Source organism: Moraxella sp. CTOTU47724 (assembly GCF_032014955.1).
Taxonomy (GTDB): Bacteria; Pseudomonadota; Gammaproteobacteria; order Pseudomonadales; family Moraxellaceae; genus Faucicola; species Faucicola tetraodonis.
Genome location: NZ_DALZSV010000018.1, coordinates 25,143 through 44,067 on the forward strand (window position 1 = coordinate 25,143; position 18,925 = coordinate 44,067).

Sequence of the window (18,925 nt, forward strand, 5' to 3'; positions counted from 1 at the left end):
TATGAAAAAAACACAACAACTTCCAGATTTTAGTTCGGTCGGCACGCTATGGCGACCGTTTTTGTTTTTCTTGTTGCCTTTACTGCTGACCAACATCTTGCAATCGCTGTCAGGGACGATTAATACCATTTTTGTTGGGCAGATGCTAGGGGTACAGGCGATTGCCGCCGTATCGGTGTTTGCGCCAGTGCTGTTTTTTTTGATGGCGTTTATCATCGGTATCGCTTCAGGCTCATCAATTTTGGTAGGGCAGGCTTGGGGTGCCAAAGAGTTGGATTTGGTCAAACGAATTACCGGCAATAGCTTTGCAATTATTTTGATGTTAGGGGTGATGATTGCGATTGCAGGTAGCTTGCTCAGTCAGTTTATCATTGTACAGATGGGCGTCCCTGCTGAGATTCAAGGCTTGGCAAACCGTTATGCCAAGTTGATGTTGGCAGGAAGTCCGCTACTGTTTTTATTTATCGCTTATACTTCGTTATTGCGCGGGGTTGGCGATTCGGTGACGCCCCTGTTTGCCGTGGGTATTTCCATTGTGATTGGGATTGTGGTGACGCCTGCGCTCATTCAAGGTTGGTTCGGGTTACCCAAGCTAGATATTCAGGCCCCTGCGATTGCGACTTTATTGTCACAGTTGTTGGTATTGCTGTTTTTATTTTTTTATACCCGTGCCAAAAATCACCCCTTACAAATTGATACTCAATTACTCAAATATATACGCATCCAACCCGACATCGCGCGTAAAGTGGTTCGGTTGGGTTTACCTACCGCGTTTCAGATGGTCACGGGCGCAATATCTGGCTTGGTGATTATTGGGCTGGTCAATGGCTTCGGTACCAATGCCACCGCAGCTTATGGCGCAGTCAACCAAGTGTTGAGCTATGTGCAATTTCCTGCCATGTCGATTGCGATAGCGGCATCAATTTATGCCTCGCAAGCGATTGGCGCAGGTAAAGCGAGTGCCTTAAACTGCGTCACTCGCACTGCCATGGTGACCAATCTTATTATTACTGGGGGGTTGATTGTTTTGGCATATCTTTTTTCCCGTTATTTGATGGCGATGTTTATCACGGTGGAAGGCGTGATTGTGCTGGCGCAGCAGTTATTGCACATTGTGTTATGGAGTTTGCTTTTCTTTAGCAGTGGCATGATTTTTAGTGGCATGATGCGTGCGACGGGCATGGTGTGGCAGCCCATGTTTATCAGTATCGGCACTATCTTATTGGTAGAGATTCCCAGTGCGATTTTACTCAGTCGTCATTTTGGACTGCAAGGCATTTGGTGGGCGTATGTGGCAAACTTTATAGTGATGAGCGTGTTACAAGGCTTGTACTACCAATTTGTTTGGAAGAAAAAAGCGGTCGAGCGACTGGTGTAAGCTTTGTTTTTTGTGCAAGCTTCATTCATTTATATAAACTCAATTTTTCTATGTAAGCTTGATTATTTCTAATAGCGACTTATCCATCATTGACGAAACGATGGATATCGAGGATGAGATACCATCAAATGGGGTTGTTAAAAATTTTGTCATGGTGGCGACCGCTATCAACCTAATCAATCAAGCCTAATGAATTAAAGGAATCAAACTGAAGCAATCAAAGTTATCTTTCTTTAATAGGTGGGCTATAATCAACGAACTATGCGGGGTTTTGCTGAGCAACTGGTATGGGAAATGCAGGCTTTCGGCTATACTGTGGAATAAATCATCTGACAAAAGTAAGCCATCTCTATGCCGACACCGACTATTGCTCACAACACCCATACGCCAAACTTAGATAGCGACAGTGAGATGTCGCTGTATCATTATCTTGCAGCGGCAGCGCTTGATATCCCAACCCCAACCGACCATCATGCCTATCTGACTTATAAGCTTGACGTTATCAAAATCCTTGTGCTCAATGCCGCCGAGCCATTGTACCGTGAAGCTTGCGGGCTGCGAGTCAAAGAAATACGTCTACTTAGACTGATTCATGATTACCCAAATATCACTTCAAGCGAACTTAAAGTAAAATTGGTACTGGATAAAACGCTGTTATCCAAATATTTAGCAGGGCTTGAGCAGCGCGGTATGATAGAAAAAATTCCAGATAAATAAGATAACCGTATTCAGCAGCTACGCTTGACGGTGGCAGGTGAGCAGGCGTGGCAAACTTGTGAGACGATTGGTCGCGGGCTTGAAGCAAAGTTTTTTAATCAGATGAGCGGGCATGAGTGGGATCAGCTGCATCGTCTGCTTGATAAAGCCTTGAATTCATTAACGGATTGGCACAGCCAAGCCACATCCGATGACTGACAAATCTGATAGCTACCAAGTCTGATGGATGGTTACCTAATCTGATGGCTAAGAGGCGCTTTTTTTCCAACCGGGTAAACGATAATTAAACGCCAGCGCGGCAATACGCAGCCCTGTGGTGGTGACGGTACTGATGAACATAATCACCCAAGCGGCAAGCGAGCTGTAAACTGCCAAAATCGCATACACCCAGCCGCCAACCAACGCACACATGGCATACGGACGATGGTCAAAAAACGCGGTGGGCATCTCACCACAGGCGATATCACGCATCACCCCGCCAAATACCCCAGTGATAATCCCCATGATGACTGACACCGCCATCGGCATACCGCTTGCCAGTGACGCTTGTACCCCAGAGGCGACAAACAAGCCCAAACCTAACGCATCTGCCAATTGAATCGCCGCAGGCGTGATACGAAACGGGCGGCGGCTATTGACTAGCATTACCACAATACAAAGCGCAAACACCAGCCATAACATCAGCTCTTGGGACACCCAAAAAAACGGACGCCGCTCTAGCAAAATATCACGCAGCGTGCCACCCCCATACGCCGATAAGAATCCCAGCACCGCTACCCCAAACATATCCATACGTTTGCGCACGCCTGCCAAGATACCTGACAAGGCAAAAGCAATGGTGCCAATGACTTCTACGGCGATTCTGAGTGATTCACCCCAAGGTGCCAAATCAGTTAGCTGCATAGCATAAAAACCAAACAATCATAAAAAATCACATAATAGCATACCCACCAAAATAACCGCCTACCAAAAACCCAAGGTATTTGCATTATCTAGGGCAAGGCAATTGAACTATAGCCACTCAATTGCCTAGGATTGGTCGATATAGACGGGAGCACATTATGTTTTAAGAGCGGTATATGCCAAAAACGGTATAAGCAAAAGCGCGGTATAAATGAACAGGCGAGGGCACAGTGAAGAACCTGCTAGATGGTTTGACGTGGGTTGATTTTTAACTGTGTGACAGTTGCTATTGCCAATAGCTCACCGGTGAGTCTTCAAGTTCATTCAGAATTTTTCTCAGCCCATCTGACCAATGTTGGCGGATGCTAGCAAAGTATTCATCATTTTCATCAATGCGATACCCTTGTGGCATCTGTAGGCTGTCATTGTGATAGACCAACACATCAATGGGCATACCGACGGATAAGTTGGAGCGGATGGTTGAATCAAAAGAAATCAGAATGGCTCGCATCGCTGATTTGAGTGATGAATGATAATTCATGGAACGGTCTAAAATAGGTTTGCCGTATTTACTTTCACCTAACTGGAAAAAAGGCGTATCGGTTGTTGCTCTGATGCAATTGCCTTCAGGGTAGATAAAATAAATTTCCGGGGATTGTCCTTTGATTTGTCCACCCAAAATAAAACTGCTTCTAAACTTGGTATCCGTTTCTTGTGCGATGGTTTGCGCATGGATAGTGGTTTCTCGCAGGCACTCACCCACCAATTGCGCGGCATCATACAGGGTAGGGACGGTATGAAGATTACGCTCTTGCGCAAGTTTGATGGCGTTATCTAATTTGGTAAATACCGCTTGTGACGTCGCCAAGTTCCCCGCGGTCTGTAGCACCAAAAACCGCTCGCCTTCAATGCCGTATTGATACATTTTGCGAAACATCGATACTTGGTCGACGCCCGCGTTGGTGCGAGTATCACTGGCGAAAATCATCCCGTCTTTGAGTCGGATACCCACACAATAGGTCATGGTTGTTCCTCTTTAGCAAATATTGGTGAATCAATAGTGGCAGATTACTGCTGCGCTGCAAACTGCGCGTTAAGCTGCGGTATGTACTGGGGACTTGTAGATACCATGACTTGACTATAAAGTCGCTCGTCACCGCCCCCTGTTCTCACCCCGCGCACTGGCGCCGCATCGGCATAGTCACGCCCAAAGGCGATATAGACATGGGAGTTGGGGGTAAAATGTTGGTTAGAGATATCAAAGGTGTACCAATTACCCGCAAGCCAGACTTCTGCCCAGGCATGGCTTGCCATATGCGCTTGGGTCGCTTCATAAATATAACCCGATACATAGCGCGCTGCAATGCCTTTATCCCGTAGCAGTGCCAAAAATACATGGGTATGGTCTTGGCACACCCCAGCCGCCATCGCAAACGCTTGCTCTGCTGTGGTGCCGACATGGGTCACGCTTTTGGTATAGGGCATTTTATCGAGCAAGTCTTTTGCCAATGATTTGAGGATGGCTAACTGCGTATCGATGTCCTCACTTTGTAAAAACTGCTCAAGTGGGTCATGGGCAAAGTCACGCATGGCTTCGGAGCATTGGGTCAGCTTGGTGGGTACGGCAAAAATCTGATACGGCACTTGCTGATTGTCAGGGATAAATAAAGTATCAGCGTTAATTTCTACTTCACCAAAGGCTTGAATTTGCAAGTTGTTGTGCGGTTCGTGACGGCTTAGGGTGAGCCATTGGTTGCCAAAGCCGTCCGTTTGCATTTGTGCAACCTTAGGCAGCATCACTTGCCAGTTATGAATGGTTTGGTGTGGCAGTGTCATCGGCGTCATGCGGATGTATTGCACACTGCGTAAGGCAAGTTGTTCATAAAAATAATTGGTTTGGTGGCTAATTATAAGTCTCATTGTGCTCTCACTAACTGCTTATTTTTGTCAAAATGATGGTAGTCATCTAATAGATTTGGCTTATACACCTTGCTGTAAAATATTTGAAAACGCGCCCGATAGTGACTGAAAATCTTTGGGTTGATTAGACTTTAACAGTTGATTGACCAATCGATCTAGCTCACGCCAGCGGGTGTTTTCTGGCAAGGTATTAACAACTTCTTTAAGTTTTTGCACGCACTCACGGCAATCTTTTTTCATCAATATATGACAGTCGAGCGATTCAAAACATTGTCCGAGCTGCCAAAACGTGACCACAATCGGGTTTTCTTGCTGCATCGACGCATTGCAGGCATAGAGCTGTAGGCTGGCAGCGCGGTAGGCTCCCGTATTGGCTAACCGTTTGATGAGGTTATAGAGTTCAGCCGTATCTTTGCCAATAACGCCTTTGACGTCTTGGACATTTTGCTCGATAAAGCCAATGGTTTCAGGCACCTTTTTGTTGGCAAGATAGTCATACAAGGCATCGGCATCGGCTGAAATCGGCAAGCCAAGATTGTGCACGATTGCATCGACGTCTGTTTGGCTGCACTGGTCATTTGACAGCCGTGTAATGATTTGTTCATAGTAGCGTAAGCGCTCACTGTATCGACCTAGCCACACTAAGTAGCTCGCTGTTGATAACAGCAAAATTAAGCGATTATGGTTGATATTTTCATACGCCAATAAAGTCGATGATTGTGATTTTCGTTCATGGTTGGTTTGAATGGTGCCCAAATGAGCGGTGCCTTGTTTGCCGCTGAGTTTGCCATTGACGGTATCGACCACCCAAGTGTCTTTTACCCCACCGCCTTGGGATGAGTTGACCACCAATGAGCCTTCGGTCATTGCCACTCGCGTCAATCCGCCTGGCACAATATCTACCGTACCGTCACCATGTGACAACACAAAAGGACGCAAATCAATATGGCGCGGTGCGATGCCGCTTGCGACCGCGGTTGGGTTGGTGGACAAGCTAATAGTCGGCTGGGCGATAAACCCTGCTGGGTTGTCTAGTAAACGTTTGCGGTAAGCGGCAATTTGTTCTTTGCTTGACGTCGGTCCTATCAGCATCCCATAACCTCCCGAGCCCTGCGTTTCTTTAATCACCAACTCTGGCATATGGTCGAGCACATATGCCAACTCATCGGCATCACTGCATTGATAGGTTTGCACATTGGGTAAAATCGGTTTTTCACCCAAATAATACTCAATTATCTTGGGTACAAATGGATAAAGGCTTTTATCGTCAGCAATGCCTGTGCCTGGGGCGTTGGTTATCACCACATTGCCTGCGCGATACGCACTCATCAGCCCTGACACCCCCAAGATTGAATCGGGTAAAAACGCCAACGGATCCAAAAATGGGTCGTCAATACGGCGATAAATCACATCCACTTGTACCTTGCCGCGCACCCCTTGGATGTAGACATGGTTGTTTTCTACAATCAAATCATAGCCATGCACCAAGGGCACATTCATCTCACGCGCCAAAAACGCATGTTCGTAGTACGCACTGTTAAAACGTCCTGGGGTGAGTACCACGATTTGTGGGTCGTATTTGTTGGTGGTGCTCGATAGACACGCCTTTAACCGTTTTGGATAGTCCGCCACCGGTAACACCGATTGAGATTGGTAGAGCTTGCTTAGTAAGGTTTGCGACACATTGCGGCTCTCGAGCATATAAGAGACGCCAGAAGGGGTGCGTAAGTTGTCCTCAAGCACACAATATTGTCCGTGCTGGTCGCGAATCAAATCAATGCCGCTAATATGAGCATAGACGGGTTTATCCAAGTTGATACCCAGCATCCACGGCTCGTAGCCACTGTTTTTAAACACAAACTCGCTTGGCACAATGCCTTCTTTGACAATCGTCTGTTCGTGATAAATATCATGGATAAATTGATTGAGCGCGCGAATACGTTGTTGGCAGCCTTGTTCCATCACTTGCCATTCTTGAATGTCAATGATGCGCGGGATGATATCAAAGGGTATCATGCGCTCAATGTTGCTGGCATCGCTATAGACAGTGAAGGTCACGCCGCGGCGATAAAAAATATCCGATGCTTGGTTATTCAAACTAATTAACGTGTCTGAATTCATCTCTTGAAGCCAAGCACCCACCTGTTGTGCCGAATGTCTATATTGCCCATCGGCGAGTTGCAGTTCATCAAATGCTTTGGCAATTGGCATTATTGGCTCCTTATGTATGACGAAAGAAGAAATAGTTTTTGCCTCCCGATGGCAGACATTTTCTTGACAGATTATGCTATAAATAACTTATTAAATAATTCATCAAGTTTCATGCCAAAAAAAACAAAGCAAAAGGCATAAATAGTTGAAAAATAGATTAAAAATCGCTCGATTTTGCACCAAAATTAGTCGAATTATTGAAGTTGGTGCAGTGTAAAACAAAAAATCTATGCCATAGGGGCATAAAAATCATGACATGAACCAAATTGATGCATGAGAAATATTTTGGTGAAAAATTAAACGAATATTTTTCTACTAAATTGTTGTTATATGAAAAATTTTTTTATTAAAAATTATTGCAACACATCATCAGATAATGCGCATACTAATAGCAATAGTCAATACCCAACTTGTACAATTCAAACAACATGAACCAGTCGGATGCCGGCTCCGTTGCCCAATTGACGCTAAGGCTCGTGACTTAAAGGAGAGAAACAGTTAACAGGCTAATCGTTTTTTATTAAATTATCCCCCAAAAAATCAATTAATAAGCGTATTTTTAAATTTAAAAATGCCCGATTCATATAGACCGCATAGATTGATACGTTGCTAAATGGCTGCTCAAACAATTTGACCAGTCGCCCTTGCCCAATCTCATCCTCAATCAGCCATTCGGGCAATATTGCAGCGCCCATGCCTGTCAGCGCCATCTGTGCCATCATCACAGTGTTATTACTGCTGTTATAGGGTTTGAGGGTGGTTGCCATGTGCGTATAGTTGGGTAAAATCCCGGGCAGGTCACTGAGCTCGTCTGCAGACGTAGGCGGCTCGTGCTGTGCAACAAAACGCGGACTTGCGACATAATAAAAATCTATTTTGCCCAGCGGTTTGACAATCAAATTATCTTGTGGCGTGTTGACCACCCGCAGCGCTAGGTCATAGCCCGCAGCAATCAAATCGGTGAAGCGATTTTCCAAATCAACCGTTAGCTCAATTTTGGGATAATCTTGCTGGAATTTGGCAAGCAGATTGACAAAATAGGGCGTGGCAAACCATACCGGTGCAATGATTCGCAGTTTTCCTTCCGGCAATACACTGCCATCGTGTGCCTTGGTTTTTGCCTGCTGCAAAATATCTAGGGCGTGTACCGCTTCTGCATAGTATTGTTGACCGACTTCAGTGAGGCTTAAATTACGGTTGTTGCGATTTAACAGCTTGGCTTGCACATAGGCTTCAAGGTGTTGTAAGTGTTTGCTGGTCATGGCAAGCGACATATCGAGTGCATCAGCGGCTTTGGTAAAACTGCCTTTTTCTACGATGGTGCGAAACACTTGCAAGCTTTTGAGCGTATCCATGCGTATCCTTCAGTGAGTTAATGTTTCCAGTGAATTAACGCTTGAATGCGTCATGTTAATTATCAACTAATAAGAAATAATATATCAATATTTTATGTGTTTTTCTCTTAATAAGATATCACTATAATGGCGTCATCACATATATTCATGACTTTAACTTTAGACTAATAGGATACAACAATGAACAATGTTTCTCGATATCAACCTTATGTACTTGGCTTGTTTCGCATCGTACTGGGCTACACCTTTATGCTACATGGCATGGCAAAATTATTTGGAGTGCCGCATGTGGCGATGTTTGATGGTTTGCAATTGTTTTCGCTGATGGGCTTAGCAGGCGTGTTAGAATTGGTCGGTGGCGTTTTGCTGATTTTGGGCTGGTTCACGCGTCCTGTCGCTTTTATTCTGTCAGGTCAAATGGCGGTGGCATACTTTATGATGCACGCAGGCATTGATAATTTTTGGTTGCCACTGCTGAATCAAGGGGAAGCCGCTGTACTGTATAGCTTTGCTTTCTTATACTTATCTGTTGCAGGCGCGGGTGCTTTCTCCATTGATAATCGTGGACAAGCTGTCAGTGCCTAGTTAATCAAAATCTTAGCTAATAAAAATTTTAGTTGATAAAAGTTTTAGGTGATAACAATAGGAGGTCGCCATGAAGGGTTTAACATTAACTGATGTATTAGGCGCAAGCATTGACAAGCCAACGCTGCCTAGTTTATTTATCTCGCATGGTGCACCAACGATTGCGATTGAAGATACGCCGTTTACTCAGGCGCTGCATCAGCTCGGTGCAGCTTTACCCAAGCCTAGGCTTATCATCATCATGTCGGCGCACTGGGAAAGTGGCGAGTGGCTGATCAATGCCAATCCAGCCCCCCGCACTTTACATGATTTTGGGGGCTTTCCTAAAGCGTTATTTGAAATCCAATACCCCGCAGCCGGTCATCCAGCCGCTGCGCAAAGTATCGCCAAGCAGCTAGCGCAAATGCAAGTGGCGGTTAAAGTGGTCGACAATCAACCATTTGATCATGGTGTCTGGACACCGCTGCTACACATGTACCCCAATGCCGATGTGCCAATCGTGCAGGTGTCGTTGCCACACGGGTTTAGCCCCAGTCAGTTGTATCAACTTGGGCAGTTGTTTGCGCCGCTACGGCAACAAGGGGTGTTGATTGTGGCATCGGGTAGTATTACCCATAACTTATATAATGTGCGTTTTAACAGTCAACAGATTGAGCCGCAAGCCAAAACCTTTAAATACTGGATAATAGATCAGCTAAAAGCCAATGACAAAACGATGTTTGATTGGCAGACGCATAGCTTGGCGCGCCACAATCACCCAACGCCCGAGCATTTACTGCCTGTATTTTTTGCGCGGGGCGCAGGGGATGTGATGTCGGTAGTGCATGAAAGCTTTGCTCACTACAATCTGGGTATGGATATCTATCGGTTTGATTAGTGGATAAAAAGGCGAATTAACCGCAGTAAATTTGCCTTATCATCAATCTATCGCGCAAGCTTTACAAGGCTTCATAAGAATGTCATTTGCATAGCTTATGATTTTACCATTTTTACCCAATATCATAGCGGTTGGCTAAGCTTCAAAAAAAGCCTCAAAAAAAGCCATTATTCTAGGATAATGGCTTTTTTATGGCGACAAAAAAGTTTTGATAACTACCCCTTAGGGATTAAGTTGAAAATTGTTTACTTGTATGTAAAGGATTGTAGCTAGCCTTCAGCAACGCTGCTATCAATCCTCAATATCTGCTAAAATAATACAGATAATTTTAAACTACTGATAATCAATTATGGGTTTATTTCGTTTTTTTGAAAATCGTCTGGAAGTCTATCCAGAAGACAATTACAACCTACCGACGGATAATTTTTTGAAGTTTCTGTGGGCGTGTACCAAGGGCTTGCGCGGTTGGATTTTTGCCTTCATGTTCTTGACGGGCTTGATAGGCGTGTATGAGTCGCTACTGTACAAGTGGATTGGCGATATCGTCAACTGGCTGGGTGCTTATACGCCCGCTAATCTGTGGTCAGAAAAAGGCAATAGTTTGCTAATGATGGCGGCTGTGTTGGTGGTCAGCCCGATTTTGGTGGGCTTAAGTTCGCTGATTCATTTTCAGACTTTGCAAGGCGTGTTCCCGATGCAGATGCGTTGGCGTTTTCACCGTCAAATGCTCGGTCAATCCATGCAGTTTTATCAAGACGAGTTTTCCGGTCGGGTGTCTGCCAAGGTGATGCAAACCGCGCTTGCGGTGCGCGATACCATTATGACCATTGCCGATATGCTGGTGTATGTATTGGTGTATTTTGTCAGTAGTGGCATTATTTTATTTAACCTGGACAGTTGGCTACTTATCCCATTTTTGTTGTGGATGGTGATGTTCTTTGCCACTGTGGCGTATTTTATCCCCAAGCTTAAAAACTCTGCCAGTCGCCAAGCCGATGCCCGTGCCTTGATGACCGGGCGGATTACGGATGCGTATGCCAATATCACGACGGTCAAATTATTTAGCCACTCTCGCCGTGAGCTGACCTATGCCAAAGATGCGATGAGCCAGTTTTTGGATACGGTGCATGAGCAAATGCGCTGGGTGTCCCGCCTTGAGCTGGTCAATCATTTGATTAATGTGGTATTGGTCGGTACTACGGTGGCGCTCGGTTTGTACCTGTGGTATTACAACGGCTTAAGCGTAGGGGCGATTGCGGCAGCGACTGCAATGGCGATGCGTCTTAACGGGTTGACCCACTGGATAATGTGGCAAACGGCGGCATTGTTTGAGAATATTGGTACCGTACAGGACGGCATGAAAACCTTGTCAAAACCGCATACCGTGGTAGATAAGCCGAACGCTAGGGACTTACTTATCACGCAAGGCAAAATCAACTTTAGCCATGTCGATTTTAATTATGGTCGCAGTGGCAATAAAACCAATGACACTGATGCCAAGCAAAAACTACTCGATGATTTTAACCTTGAAATTAAAGCAGGTGAAAAAATTGGTCTAGTGGGGCGCTCTGGGGCAGGTAAATCAACCTTGGTGAATTTGCTACTGCGTTTCTATGATGTCGACGGTGGCGCGATTTTGATTGACAATCAAAACATCAGCGATGTCACCCAAGAGAGCTTACGCCAACAAATCGGCATGGTCACCCAAGACACCTCACTACTGCACCGCACCGTGCGAGAAAATATTGCCTATGGTCGCCCAGATGCCACCGATGAGCAAATCATCAGCGCCGCCAAACAAGCGCATGCGTGGGAGTTTATCCAACATTTAAGCGACGCAAAAGGCAATGTCGGCTTGGATACCCAAGTCGGTGAACGAGGGGTCAAGCTCTCGGGCGGACAACGCCAGCGCATTGCCATCGCCCGTGTGATGCTCAAAAATGCCCCGATTCTGCTGCTCGATGAAGCGACCTCAGCACTCGATAGCGAAGTGGAATACGCCATCACTGACAGCCTTAACGATATGATGGCAGGCAAGACCGTGATTGCGATTGCCCACCGATTATCGACAATTGCGTCGATGGATAGATTGGTAGTGATGGATAGAGGGCAAATTGTCGAACAAGGCAGCCATGCCCAGCTTTTAGCTCAAAATGGTGTATACGCCAAATTATGGGCAAGACAAAGTGGTGGGTTCTTAGGGGAAGATGATTAAATAAAGGCAGTGCTAACTTACGCTAGATTTGATACCGCCCAAGGGCAAGGGTGAATGCCAAGTCACAAAAGGGGTAGCCATAACCTTTCACTGGGTCTTATAATCAAGTAACCAAGTCACTTTTTAGTCACCTTTTAGTCACTAAAAAGTGGCTAAAAAAGTGATTAATTAGGACAATTGGCATGGAAGAACAATGCATCAAGCTAAATGGCAAAAACGCCAAATACTATAACATCAAAAACCCCACCGCTAGCCAGACTGCCCATTTTTACGGCGGTAACGGCTTTGCTTTAGGCGTCTATGAGCCACTCTTGAACGACTTAGCGCAACATCTTAACATCACCGCGCTAACCATGCGGGGGGAATGGTACGATAAACCGACCGAAAACGCGCTGACGCGAGAACAAGATGCCGATATCTTGATTGAGTTCTTGCAAGCCACCCTAGCAGAGCGAGACGGCAAGCCCGTCATCGGTATCGGGCACTCACAAGGGGCAACTGCCACCACCATGGCGGCTGCCAAACGCCCAGACTTGTTTAGCGCGCTTTACTTGCTTGAGCCTGTCACCTTTACCAACCAGCAAGGCAAGCTTTATAGCTTAGTGCCACGCATGGTGAAAATGACCCGAGAACCCTTTAAAAGCACCCAAGTCAAACAAGCCAACTGGGGCAGTGTGGATGCGTATTATCAGTTTCTTCGCCGTCATAAAGCGTACAAACGTATCACCGATGAACACCTTTTAACCTATGCCAAAAATAGTTTAGAGCCAGGTGAGCAGGCTGAACTCACGCTACGTTTTTCACCCAAGCAAGAGCTCGCCAATTATTTTGGTACACCGCTGATTATGAAGCCATTACAACAGCTTATTGCCGACAACAAAGTGCCTGTGCAGTTAATTATCGGTAAGCCGTCGATGTTTATCAGTCAACAAGTACGTCAAATGTGGGATACATTCGTGCCCAAGGAGCAAATGACGGTGCTCAATGACTATGGACATTTACTGCCACTTGAAGCACCAGAATTATGCGCCAAGCTCATTTTTCAAAAGCTGAAGTTGACAAGCTAACATGAGTTTATTTGCCGCCAATCCCAACGAGAATTTGTTGCCCTACGATGGCATTGTCAATGATTTTGGGCAGGTTTTTGACAGCCCCGCTTATGAGCCCAATGCGCTTTATCGGCATTTTTTAACGCAGTTACCTTGGCAGCATGACGTTGTCACAATTTTTGGCAAAACCCATGTCACCCATCGCCAAATCGTGTGGATGAGTGAAAACGATTATCACTATTCTGGACAACGCAAGACGGCAACGCCTTGGACCGCGGATGTTTTGGCATTAAAACAGCACATAGAACTGCTGCTAGCTGAGCAACAGATGAGCGCAAATTTTAACGCCTGTTTGTTTAATTATTACCCCACAGGCGATGATGGTATGGGCTACCATGCCGATAATGAAAGCGAACTGGGCAATGAGCCCATTATCGCATCTGTCTCATTAGGGGCAACCCGTAAATTTGTATTTAAGCACCGCATCACCAAGGAAAAAGTCGAGATTGCCTTGCAAAATGGACAGCTGATTGTCATGCGCGGACAAACCCAGCGCCATTGGTTACACAGCCTGCCTAAAACCAAAAAAGTAACGGAAGGTAGAATTAATCTGACCTTCCGTCATATAGCGAATTAAATATCATTTAGCTATCGAGTAGCGCCTGCTAGCTATCGAGAAGCGCCTGCGCCGCAGCAATATCGAGAGTACCTTCATAAATGGCACGCCCTGTAATGATACCTTCCAGATAATCACTGTAGGGTTTTAGGTTTTCGATGTCTTGTAAGTCCGTCACCCCACCTGAGGCAATCACCGGAATACCGCCTTCTTTTGCCAAGTTGACCGTTTGCTCGACATTGACGCCTTGCATCATACCATCACGCGCAATATCAGTATAGACGATAGAAGATACGCCTGCATCGGCAAAGCGTTTTGCCAAATCCACCGCTTTAACATCGGTCACATTCGCCCAGCCATGCGTCGCTACCATGCCGTCTTTGGCATCAATGCCCACAATGATATGACCGGCAAATTCCTGACACGCTTGTTCAACAAATTCAGGTTGTTCGACTGCTTTGGTACCGATAATAATATAGGTCAAACCCGCTTCTAGATAATGACGGATGGTGTCAAGGCTACGGATACCGCCACCGAGTTGAATGGGTAAATTTGGGTAGGCTTTGGCAATCGCGGTGACGACGTCTTTATGCACCGGCACACCATCGAAAGCACCATTTAAATCCACCAAATGCAAGCGTCGAGCGCCTTCTTTTACCCAGCGGCTTGCCATTGCGACAGGGTCATCACTAAATACGGTATCGTCTTCCATACGTCCTTGTTTTAGACGGACACATTTGCCGTCTTTGAGGTCAATGGCAGGGATAATTAAAGTTGGCGTAGTTGATAACGTCGTCATGGGGTTGTCCTGTTGTCGGTTGGCGCAAAGTTGAGCTAGGTTAGTCAAAATGCGTGTCGCTAGAATTTGGCGATAATTTTACCGTATAATGCCAACTAAGGTTAAGATATTTTGCATGTGGGTATTAGCATAACAGGGGGAAGGACAATGTTATACGTGGTGATAGCAGGGATTTTTATATTAGGGTATATGGCGATTGCCTTTGAGCACAACATCCATGTCAACAAAGCTGCCAGCGCGCTACTGACTGCGATTGCGTTATGGGTACTGCTGACCTTTGGTATCGATACGCTTGTTGCCAACCATTCGGTGACCGCCAGTCTTGCCAATCATCAAGATTCTTTGCATTTTGTCGGTGAGCAGTTACGTGAGCATTTGGCAGAAATCGCCGAAATTTTGTTCTTTTTGATGGGGGCGATGGCGATTGTTGAGCTGATTGATGCGCATGATGGCTTTCGAGTGATTACCGATAAAATTCATACCAAAAATGCCAGTAAATTACTCGCCATTATTACGATTATCACCTTTTTTCTCTCATCGTTACTTGACAACTTAACCACCACCATTGTGATGGTATCACTGGTGTCAAAAATCATCGATGACCAAAAAATGCGATGGTATTTTGCAGGTCTTATTGTGATTGCGGCCAATGCAGGCGGCGCTTGGTCACCTGTGGGTGATGTCACCACCACCATGCTATGGATTGGCGGGCAGATTACCGCAACGGGCATTATGGCAAATGTGTTTATCCCAAGTATCGTATGTACGTTAATCCCCATGGGCTTGGTGATGATGCAGCTAAAGGGTCAAACCGTGCACGCGCCTGTACTGCCAAGCGGACAAGAATCTGACAGTGAATTGGCTAGTATGCCTATAGAGCAGCGTATCGAAAGCCTACGTGCTACCATCAAATCAAACGCCCAAGACAGCATCAGTCAAAAAACGCGCATGACAGTGTTACTGCTGGGCTTGGGTGCATTGGCATTTGTGCCAATTTTTAAAACCATTACCCATTTGCCGCCTTATGTGGGCGTGTTATTTGGCTTGGCAGTACTGTGGATGGTCACTGAAATCATGCACCGTCACCAAGATGACTATATCCGTGAGCGTATCGGGGTTGAAGGGGTATTAAGCCGTATTGATATTCCCAGTATTTTATTTTTCCTCGGTATTTTATTGGCGGTGGCAGCACTTGCCACTGCGGGCATACTCGGTGACGTAGCAAAATGGCTGGATGCCACTTTTGGCAATGTGTATGTCATCAACGTCATGATTGGCTTGTTATCCTCAATCGTGGACAACGTGCCTTTGGTGGCAGGGGCAATGAATATGTATCCGCTGACCACCGATGCCAATATCGCGCAAGCGGCGGCAGCAGAAGCGGCGCGCCTTGAGCTGTTTCGTCAAGATGGCATGTTTTGGGAGTTTTTGGCTTATTGTGCGGGGACAGGCGGTAGCTGTTTGATTATCGGCTCGGCCGCGGGCGTGGCAGCGATGGGCATGGAGAAAATCCCGTTTATGTGGTACATGAAAAAAATCACTTGGCTTGCACTGATTGGCTATCTGGTCGGGGCAGGGGTATATGTGCTGATTGAAACGATGAAACGATGAAACGATAATTGGCTGCTATTGACATAATAGGCTATTCAATCATTAAACAAGGCGCAAATAAGCGCCTTTTTTATGGACTGGTTTTATGGACTGGTGAGCGATGGCATCGCTTCAATGTGATTAAACTTGCGCTAAATATAAAAAGTCAAAATTTACCCCAAAAAGCTATTGATTTTGATAAAAATATGCTAAACTATTGCCCTTTTTGGTGTACCTAAACTTTGCTAAAACTGTATTTATGCCGTTTTTTCAATTGTTTGGGTCTTTTAGGCTCTAACCACTGAACTAGATTCAATTGATTGCATTCACAGAGAGAACATTATGGTAGTTATCCGTTTACAACGCGGTGGTGCGAAAAAACGCCCATTTTATCAAATCGTGGTAACCGACTCACGCAATGCCCGTGACGGTCGTTACATCGAAAACATCGGGTTCTTTAACCCACTAGCGCAAGGTCAAGAAGTGCCATTACGTATCAACGCTGACGCTTACCAAGCATGGATCAACAAAGGTGCACAACCTTCTGACCGTGTTGCCGCTTTATTTAAAGCAGCTAGCAAAGCACAAGCAACTGCTTGATTTTTTATAAAAATTAAGTAGAGCGGACTTTAATATGGCAAAACAACCGACAGACTTGCATACCAATGAGGCTAACGCATCGCTGTTTAAAATCGGCGAGCTAAAAAAGCCTTATGGCATTCATGGTTGGTTATGGGTATTTAGCTTTACTGAAGACCGTGAAGCGATATTTGATATGCAGCCTTGGGTCATCAATACTGCCATGGGTCAAAAGACCTTAACGGTAAAAAACTGGCGACAACAAGGTAAAGGCTACGTGGTACAACTTAACGAAGTACCCGACCGCAATATCGCAGAAACCATGTTTAGCGTGAGCCTTTGGGCAGAAAAAAACAATCTGTCCGAGCTTGCAGAAAACGAATATTATTGGTCAGATTTGATTGGTTTGACGGTGATTAGCCAGTCAGAAAATGTCATTTTAGGACGTGTAAAAGAGCTGTTTGAAACAGGGGCCCATGCCATTATGGTAGTCGAGCCGACTGCTGATAGTGTGGATGGCGAAGAACGATTGATTCCTTGGCACAAACAGACCATTGGCGAGGTAAATTTAGCCGAGCAGACCCTGATGGTTGATTGGGGCAGTGATTATTAAACATTGATAACTAGCATTGATGATTAACATTTGCGTATTCATCATTGACGGGTGCCTAGCGTTTATTCGATGCGAGTTTGTCAATCAACAAGGCGTTGTTAATGCCAAGCTAAAGTGAGTGTAGCGTATGTTTTTTGCGGTAATAACCATTTTGCCCGAAATGTTTGCTAGTATTACTGATTTTGGCATCACTGGGCGGGCGCTGGCTCGCAAGCAAGCGGAAATCTTGCTGATTAACCCAAGAGACTTTACCACAGACAATTATCGGCGTATCGATGAGCGTCCGTTTGGTGGGGGTCCTGGCATGGTGATGATGGCAGAGCCGTTACAAAAAGCCATCGACTACGCCAAAACGCAAGCCAATGCGCGCGGTAAAACTTGTCCTGTGGTGTATTTGTCGCCACAAGGTAAGACACTGAGCGAAAGCAGGGTGCTTGATTTTTGCCAATATGACGGCTTGATTTTGTTATGCGGTCGTTATGAAGGCATCGATGAAAGACTACTGAGTCAGTATGTCGATATCGAGTGCTCAATTGGTGATTATGTGCTGACAGGCGGCGAATTGCCCGCGATGGTATTGATGGATAGTGTGATACGCCGATTGCCCAATGTAATGGGCGATAATTTATCGGCGCAGCAAGACTCCTTCGTGGATGGCTTGCTCGATTGTCCACAATATACCAAGCCGACTGAATATCAAGGGATGAAAGTGCCTGACGTGCTGTTGTCAGGGCATCATGCCAACATCGCCAAGTGGCGATTTATTCAGCAGGCAACACGCACCCAGTTAAGGCGTCCTGATTTGTGGCAAGCCTTTGTGCCAACCAAACAGCAACAAAAATGGCTGACAGAAGCAGCGCAATCTGCTAAAGACAGCCACCCAGATTCATCCACTTGACGGATGCCCTAATCGTGTCGATTGCTATTAAGGCACATAAAATTAGCGGGGAGTATGCGCATTTGCTGACATCAACTAATCTTAGTCAGCTTAGCCTCTGTCCCCAGTGAGAGGAGAAAATCTCATGAGTAACAAACATCCTTTGGTTCAACAAATCGAAAATAGCCAGCTTAAGCAAGACGTACCAAGTTTTGGTCCTGGTGACACTGTTGTCGTACAAGTAAAAGTGCGTGAAGGCGACCGTGAGCGTCTACAAGCATTTGAAGGTGTTGTTATCGCTAAACGTAACCGCGGCTTAAACTCTGCGTTTACCGTACGTAAAATCTCTAGTGGTGTAGGTGTTGAACGTGCGTTCCAAACCCATTCACCACAAATTGCAAAAATTGAAGTAAAACGTCGTGGTGATGTACGCCGCGCCAAACTTTACTACCTACGTGACCGTTCTGGTAAATCAGCACGTATCCGTGAAAAACTGTCAGTGCGTAAAGAAGAAGCGCAAGCTTAAGGCTTTAACTGCGTTATTTATTATCTGCCTAAATGGATTAAACTTTGATTGTCATGGTTTAATCAACACCAAAAAAGCAAAAACCCCAAATAACTCTATTTGGGGTTTTTTGTTG

Annotated in this window: 20 protein-coding genes; 14 read left to right on the forward strand and 6 right to left on the reverse strand. The window is 45.6% G+C overall.

The genetic code is table 11. The annotated features are described in order from the left end of the window. The first annotated feature begins 1 nt into the window (after position 1). From RTR63_RS05615 to RTR63_RS05630, 4 genes are all read left to right on the forward strand, one after another. Complete coding sequence (locus RTR63_RS05615; RefSeq protein WP_312523155.1) at positions 2 to 1,378, forward strand: MATE family efflux transporter; 1,377 nt, start codon at positions 2 to 4, stop codon at positions 1,376 to 1,378. A gap of 58 nt (positions 1,379 to 1,436) precedes the next feature. Continuing rightward, a complete protein-coding gene (locus RTR63_RS05620; protein WP_312523157.1) occupies positions 1,437 to 1,568 on the forward strand; it encodes a hypothetical protein in 132 nt (43 codons plus the stop codon). Positions 1,569 to 1,729: 161 nt separating this feature from the next. Then, positions 1,730 to 2,095, forward strand: a complete 366-nt coding sequence (locus RTR63_RS05625) for a MarR family transcriptional regulator (RefSeq protein ID WP_312523159.1) — start codon at positions 1,730 to 1,732, stop codon at positions 2,093 to 2,095. 24 nt (positions 2,096 to 2,119) lie between these two features. After that, complete coding sequence (locus RTR63_RS05630; RefSeq protein WP_312523160.1) at positions 2,120 to 2,293, forward strand: hypothetical protein; 174 nt, start codon at positions 2,120 to 2,122, stop codon at positions 2,291 to 2,293. Positions 2,294 to 2,341: 48 nt separating this feature from the next. Here RTR63_RS05630 and RTR63_RS05635 read toward each other — a convergent pair whose 3' ends face one another. The 5 genes from RTR63_RS05635 to RTR63_RS05655 form a co-directional block, all read right to left on the reverse strand. Continuing rightward, a complete protein-coding gene (locus tag RTR63_RS05635; RefSeq protein ID WP_060995987.1) occupies positions 2,342 to 2,998 on the reverse strand; it encodes a trimeric intracellular cation channel family protein in 657 nt (218 codons plus the stop codon). Between the two features lie 286 nt (positions 2,999 to 3,284). Beyond that, positions 3,285 to 4,022: a proteasome-type protease gene (locus RTR63_RS05640; RefSeq protein WP_060995988.1), complete on the reverse strand. Its 738-nt coding sequence runs from the start codon at positions 4,020 to 4,022 to the stop codon at positions 3,285 to 3,287. A 44-nt stretch (positions 4,023 to 4,066) separates the two neighbouring features. Beyond that, positions 4,067 to 4,918 carry a transglutaminase family protein gene (locus RTR63_RS05645; RefSeq protein WP_312523162.1) on the reverse strand — a complete coding sequence of 284 codons (852 nt, stop codon included), beginning with the start codon at positions 4,916 to 4,918 and terminating at the stop codon, positions 4,067 to 4,069. A gap of 60 nt (positions 4,919 to 4,978) precedes the next feature. Continuing rightward, entirely contained in the window at positions 4,979 to 7,129 is a 2,151-nt protein-coding gene (locus RTR63_RS05650; protein WP_060995990.1) for a circularly permuted type 2 ATP-grasp protein, read from the reverse strand. 506 nt (positions 7,130 to 7,635) lie between these two features. Next, a complete protein-coding gene (locus RTR63_RS05655; RefSeq protein ID WP_312523163.1) occupies positions 7,636 to 8,484 on the reverse strand; it encodes a LysR family transcriptional regulator in 849 nt (282 codons plus the stop codon). Positions 8,485 to 8,664: 180 nt separating this feature from the next. On the opposite strand from RTR63_RS05655, the gene RTR63_RS05660 reads away from it, so the two are divergent. The 5 genes from RTR63_RS05660 (at position 8,665) to RTR63_RS05680 (ending at position 13,847) form a co-directional block, all read left to right on the forward strand. Further along, entirely contained in the window at positions 8,665 to 9,069 is a 405-nt protein-coding gene (locus RTR63_RS05660; protein ID WP_312523164.1) for a DoxX family protein, read from the forward strand. Positions 9,070 to 9,139: 70 nt separating this feature from the next. Then, positions 9,140 to 9,946 carry a DODA-type extradiol aromatic ring-opening family dioxygenase gene (locus tag RTR63_RS05665; protein WP_312523166.1) on the forward strand — a complete coding sequence of 269 codons (807 nt, stop codon included), beginning with the start codon at positions 9,140 to 9,142 and terminating at the stop codon, positions 9,944 to 9,946. Between the two features lie 349 nt (positions 9,947 to 10,295). After that, the gene (locus tag RTR63_RS05670) at positions 10,296 to 12,161 is read left to right on the forward strand and encodes an ABC transporter ATP-binding protein (protein ID WP_312523167.1); all 1,866 of its coding nucleotides are present in this window, start codon (positions 10,296 to 10,298) and stop codon (positions 12,159 to 12,161) included. Between the two features lie 182 nt (positions 12,162 to 12,343). Next, a complete protein-coding gene (locus RTR63_RS05675; protein ID WP_312523168.1) occupies positions 12,344 to 13,228 on the forward strand; it encodes an alpha/beta fold hydrolase in 885 nt (294 codons plus the stop codon). A 1-nt stretch (position 13,229) separates the two neighbouring features. Beyond that, positions 13,230 to 13,847, forward strand: a complete 618-nt coding sequence (locus RTR63_RS05680; protein ID WP_312523169.1) for an alpha-ketoglutarate-dependent dioxygenase AlkB family protein — start codon at positions 13,230 to 13,232, stop codon at positions 13,845 to 13,847. 28 nt (positions 13,848 to 13,875) lie between these two features. Here the strand turns inward: RTR63_RS05680 and hisA are convergent, their stop codons facing one another. Next, positions 13,876 to 14,625 carry a 1-(5-phosphoribosyl)-5-[(5-phosphoribosylamino)methylideneamino]imidazole-4-carboxamide isomerase gene (gene hisA, locus RTR63_RS05685; RefSeq protein WP_050325620.1) on the reverse strand — a complete coding sequence of 250 codons (750 nt, stop codon included), beginning with the start codon at positions 14,623 to 14,625 and terminating at the stop codon, positions 13,876 to 13,878. 147 nt (positions 14,626 to 14,772) lie between these two features. Between hisA and nhaD the strand changes: the two genes are divergently transcribed. From nhaD to rplS, 5 genes are all read left to right on the forward strand, one after another. Further along, positions 14,773 to 16,236, forward strand: a complete 1,464-nt coding sequence (nhaD, locus tag RTR63_RS05690; protein ID WP_312523170.1) for a sodium:proton antiporter NhaD — start codon at positions 14,773 to 14,775, stop codon at positions 16,234 to 16,236. Between the two features lie 321 nt (positions 16,237 to 16,557). Beyond that, positions 16,558 to 16,815 (forward strand): 30S ribosomal protein S16, encoded by a 258-nt coding sequence (gene rpsP, locus RTR63_RS05695; RefSeq protein WP_007115987.1) that lies wholly within the window; start codon positions 16,558 to 16,560, stop codon positions 16,813 to 16,815. A 34-nt stretch (positions 16,816 to 16,849) separates the two neighbouring features. Beyond that, entirely contained in the window at positions 16,850 to 17,407 is a 558-nt protein-coding gene (rimM, locus tag RTR63_RS05700) for a ribosome maturation factor RimM (protein WP_312523171.1), read from the forward strand. 127 nt (positions 17,408 to 17,534) lie between these two features. Further along, positions 17,535 to 18,305: a tRNA (guanosine(37)-N1)-methyltransferase TrmD gene (gene trmD, locus RTR63_RS05705; RefSeq protein WP_065253856.1), complete on the forward strand. Its 771-nt coding sequence runs from the start codon at positions 17,535 to 17,537 to the stop codon at positions 18,303 to 18,305. Positions 18,306 to 18,429: 124 nt separating this feature from the next. Next, entirely contained in the window at positions 18,430 to 18,810 is a 381-nt protein-coding gene (rplS, locus tag RTR63_RS05710) for a 50S ribosomal protein L19 (protein ID WP_007115984.1), read from the forward strand. The last annotated feature ends 115 nt before the right edge of the window (positions 18,811 to 18,925 follow it).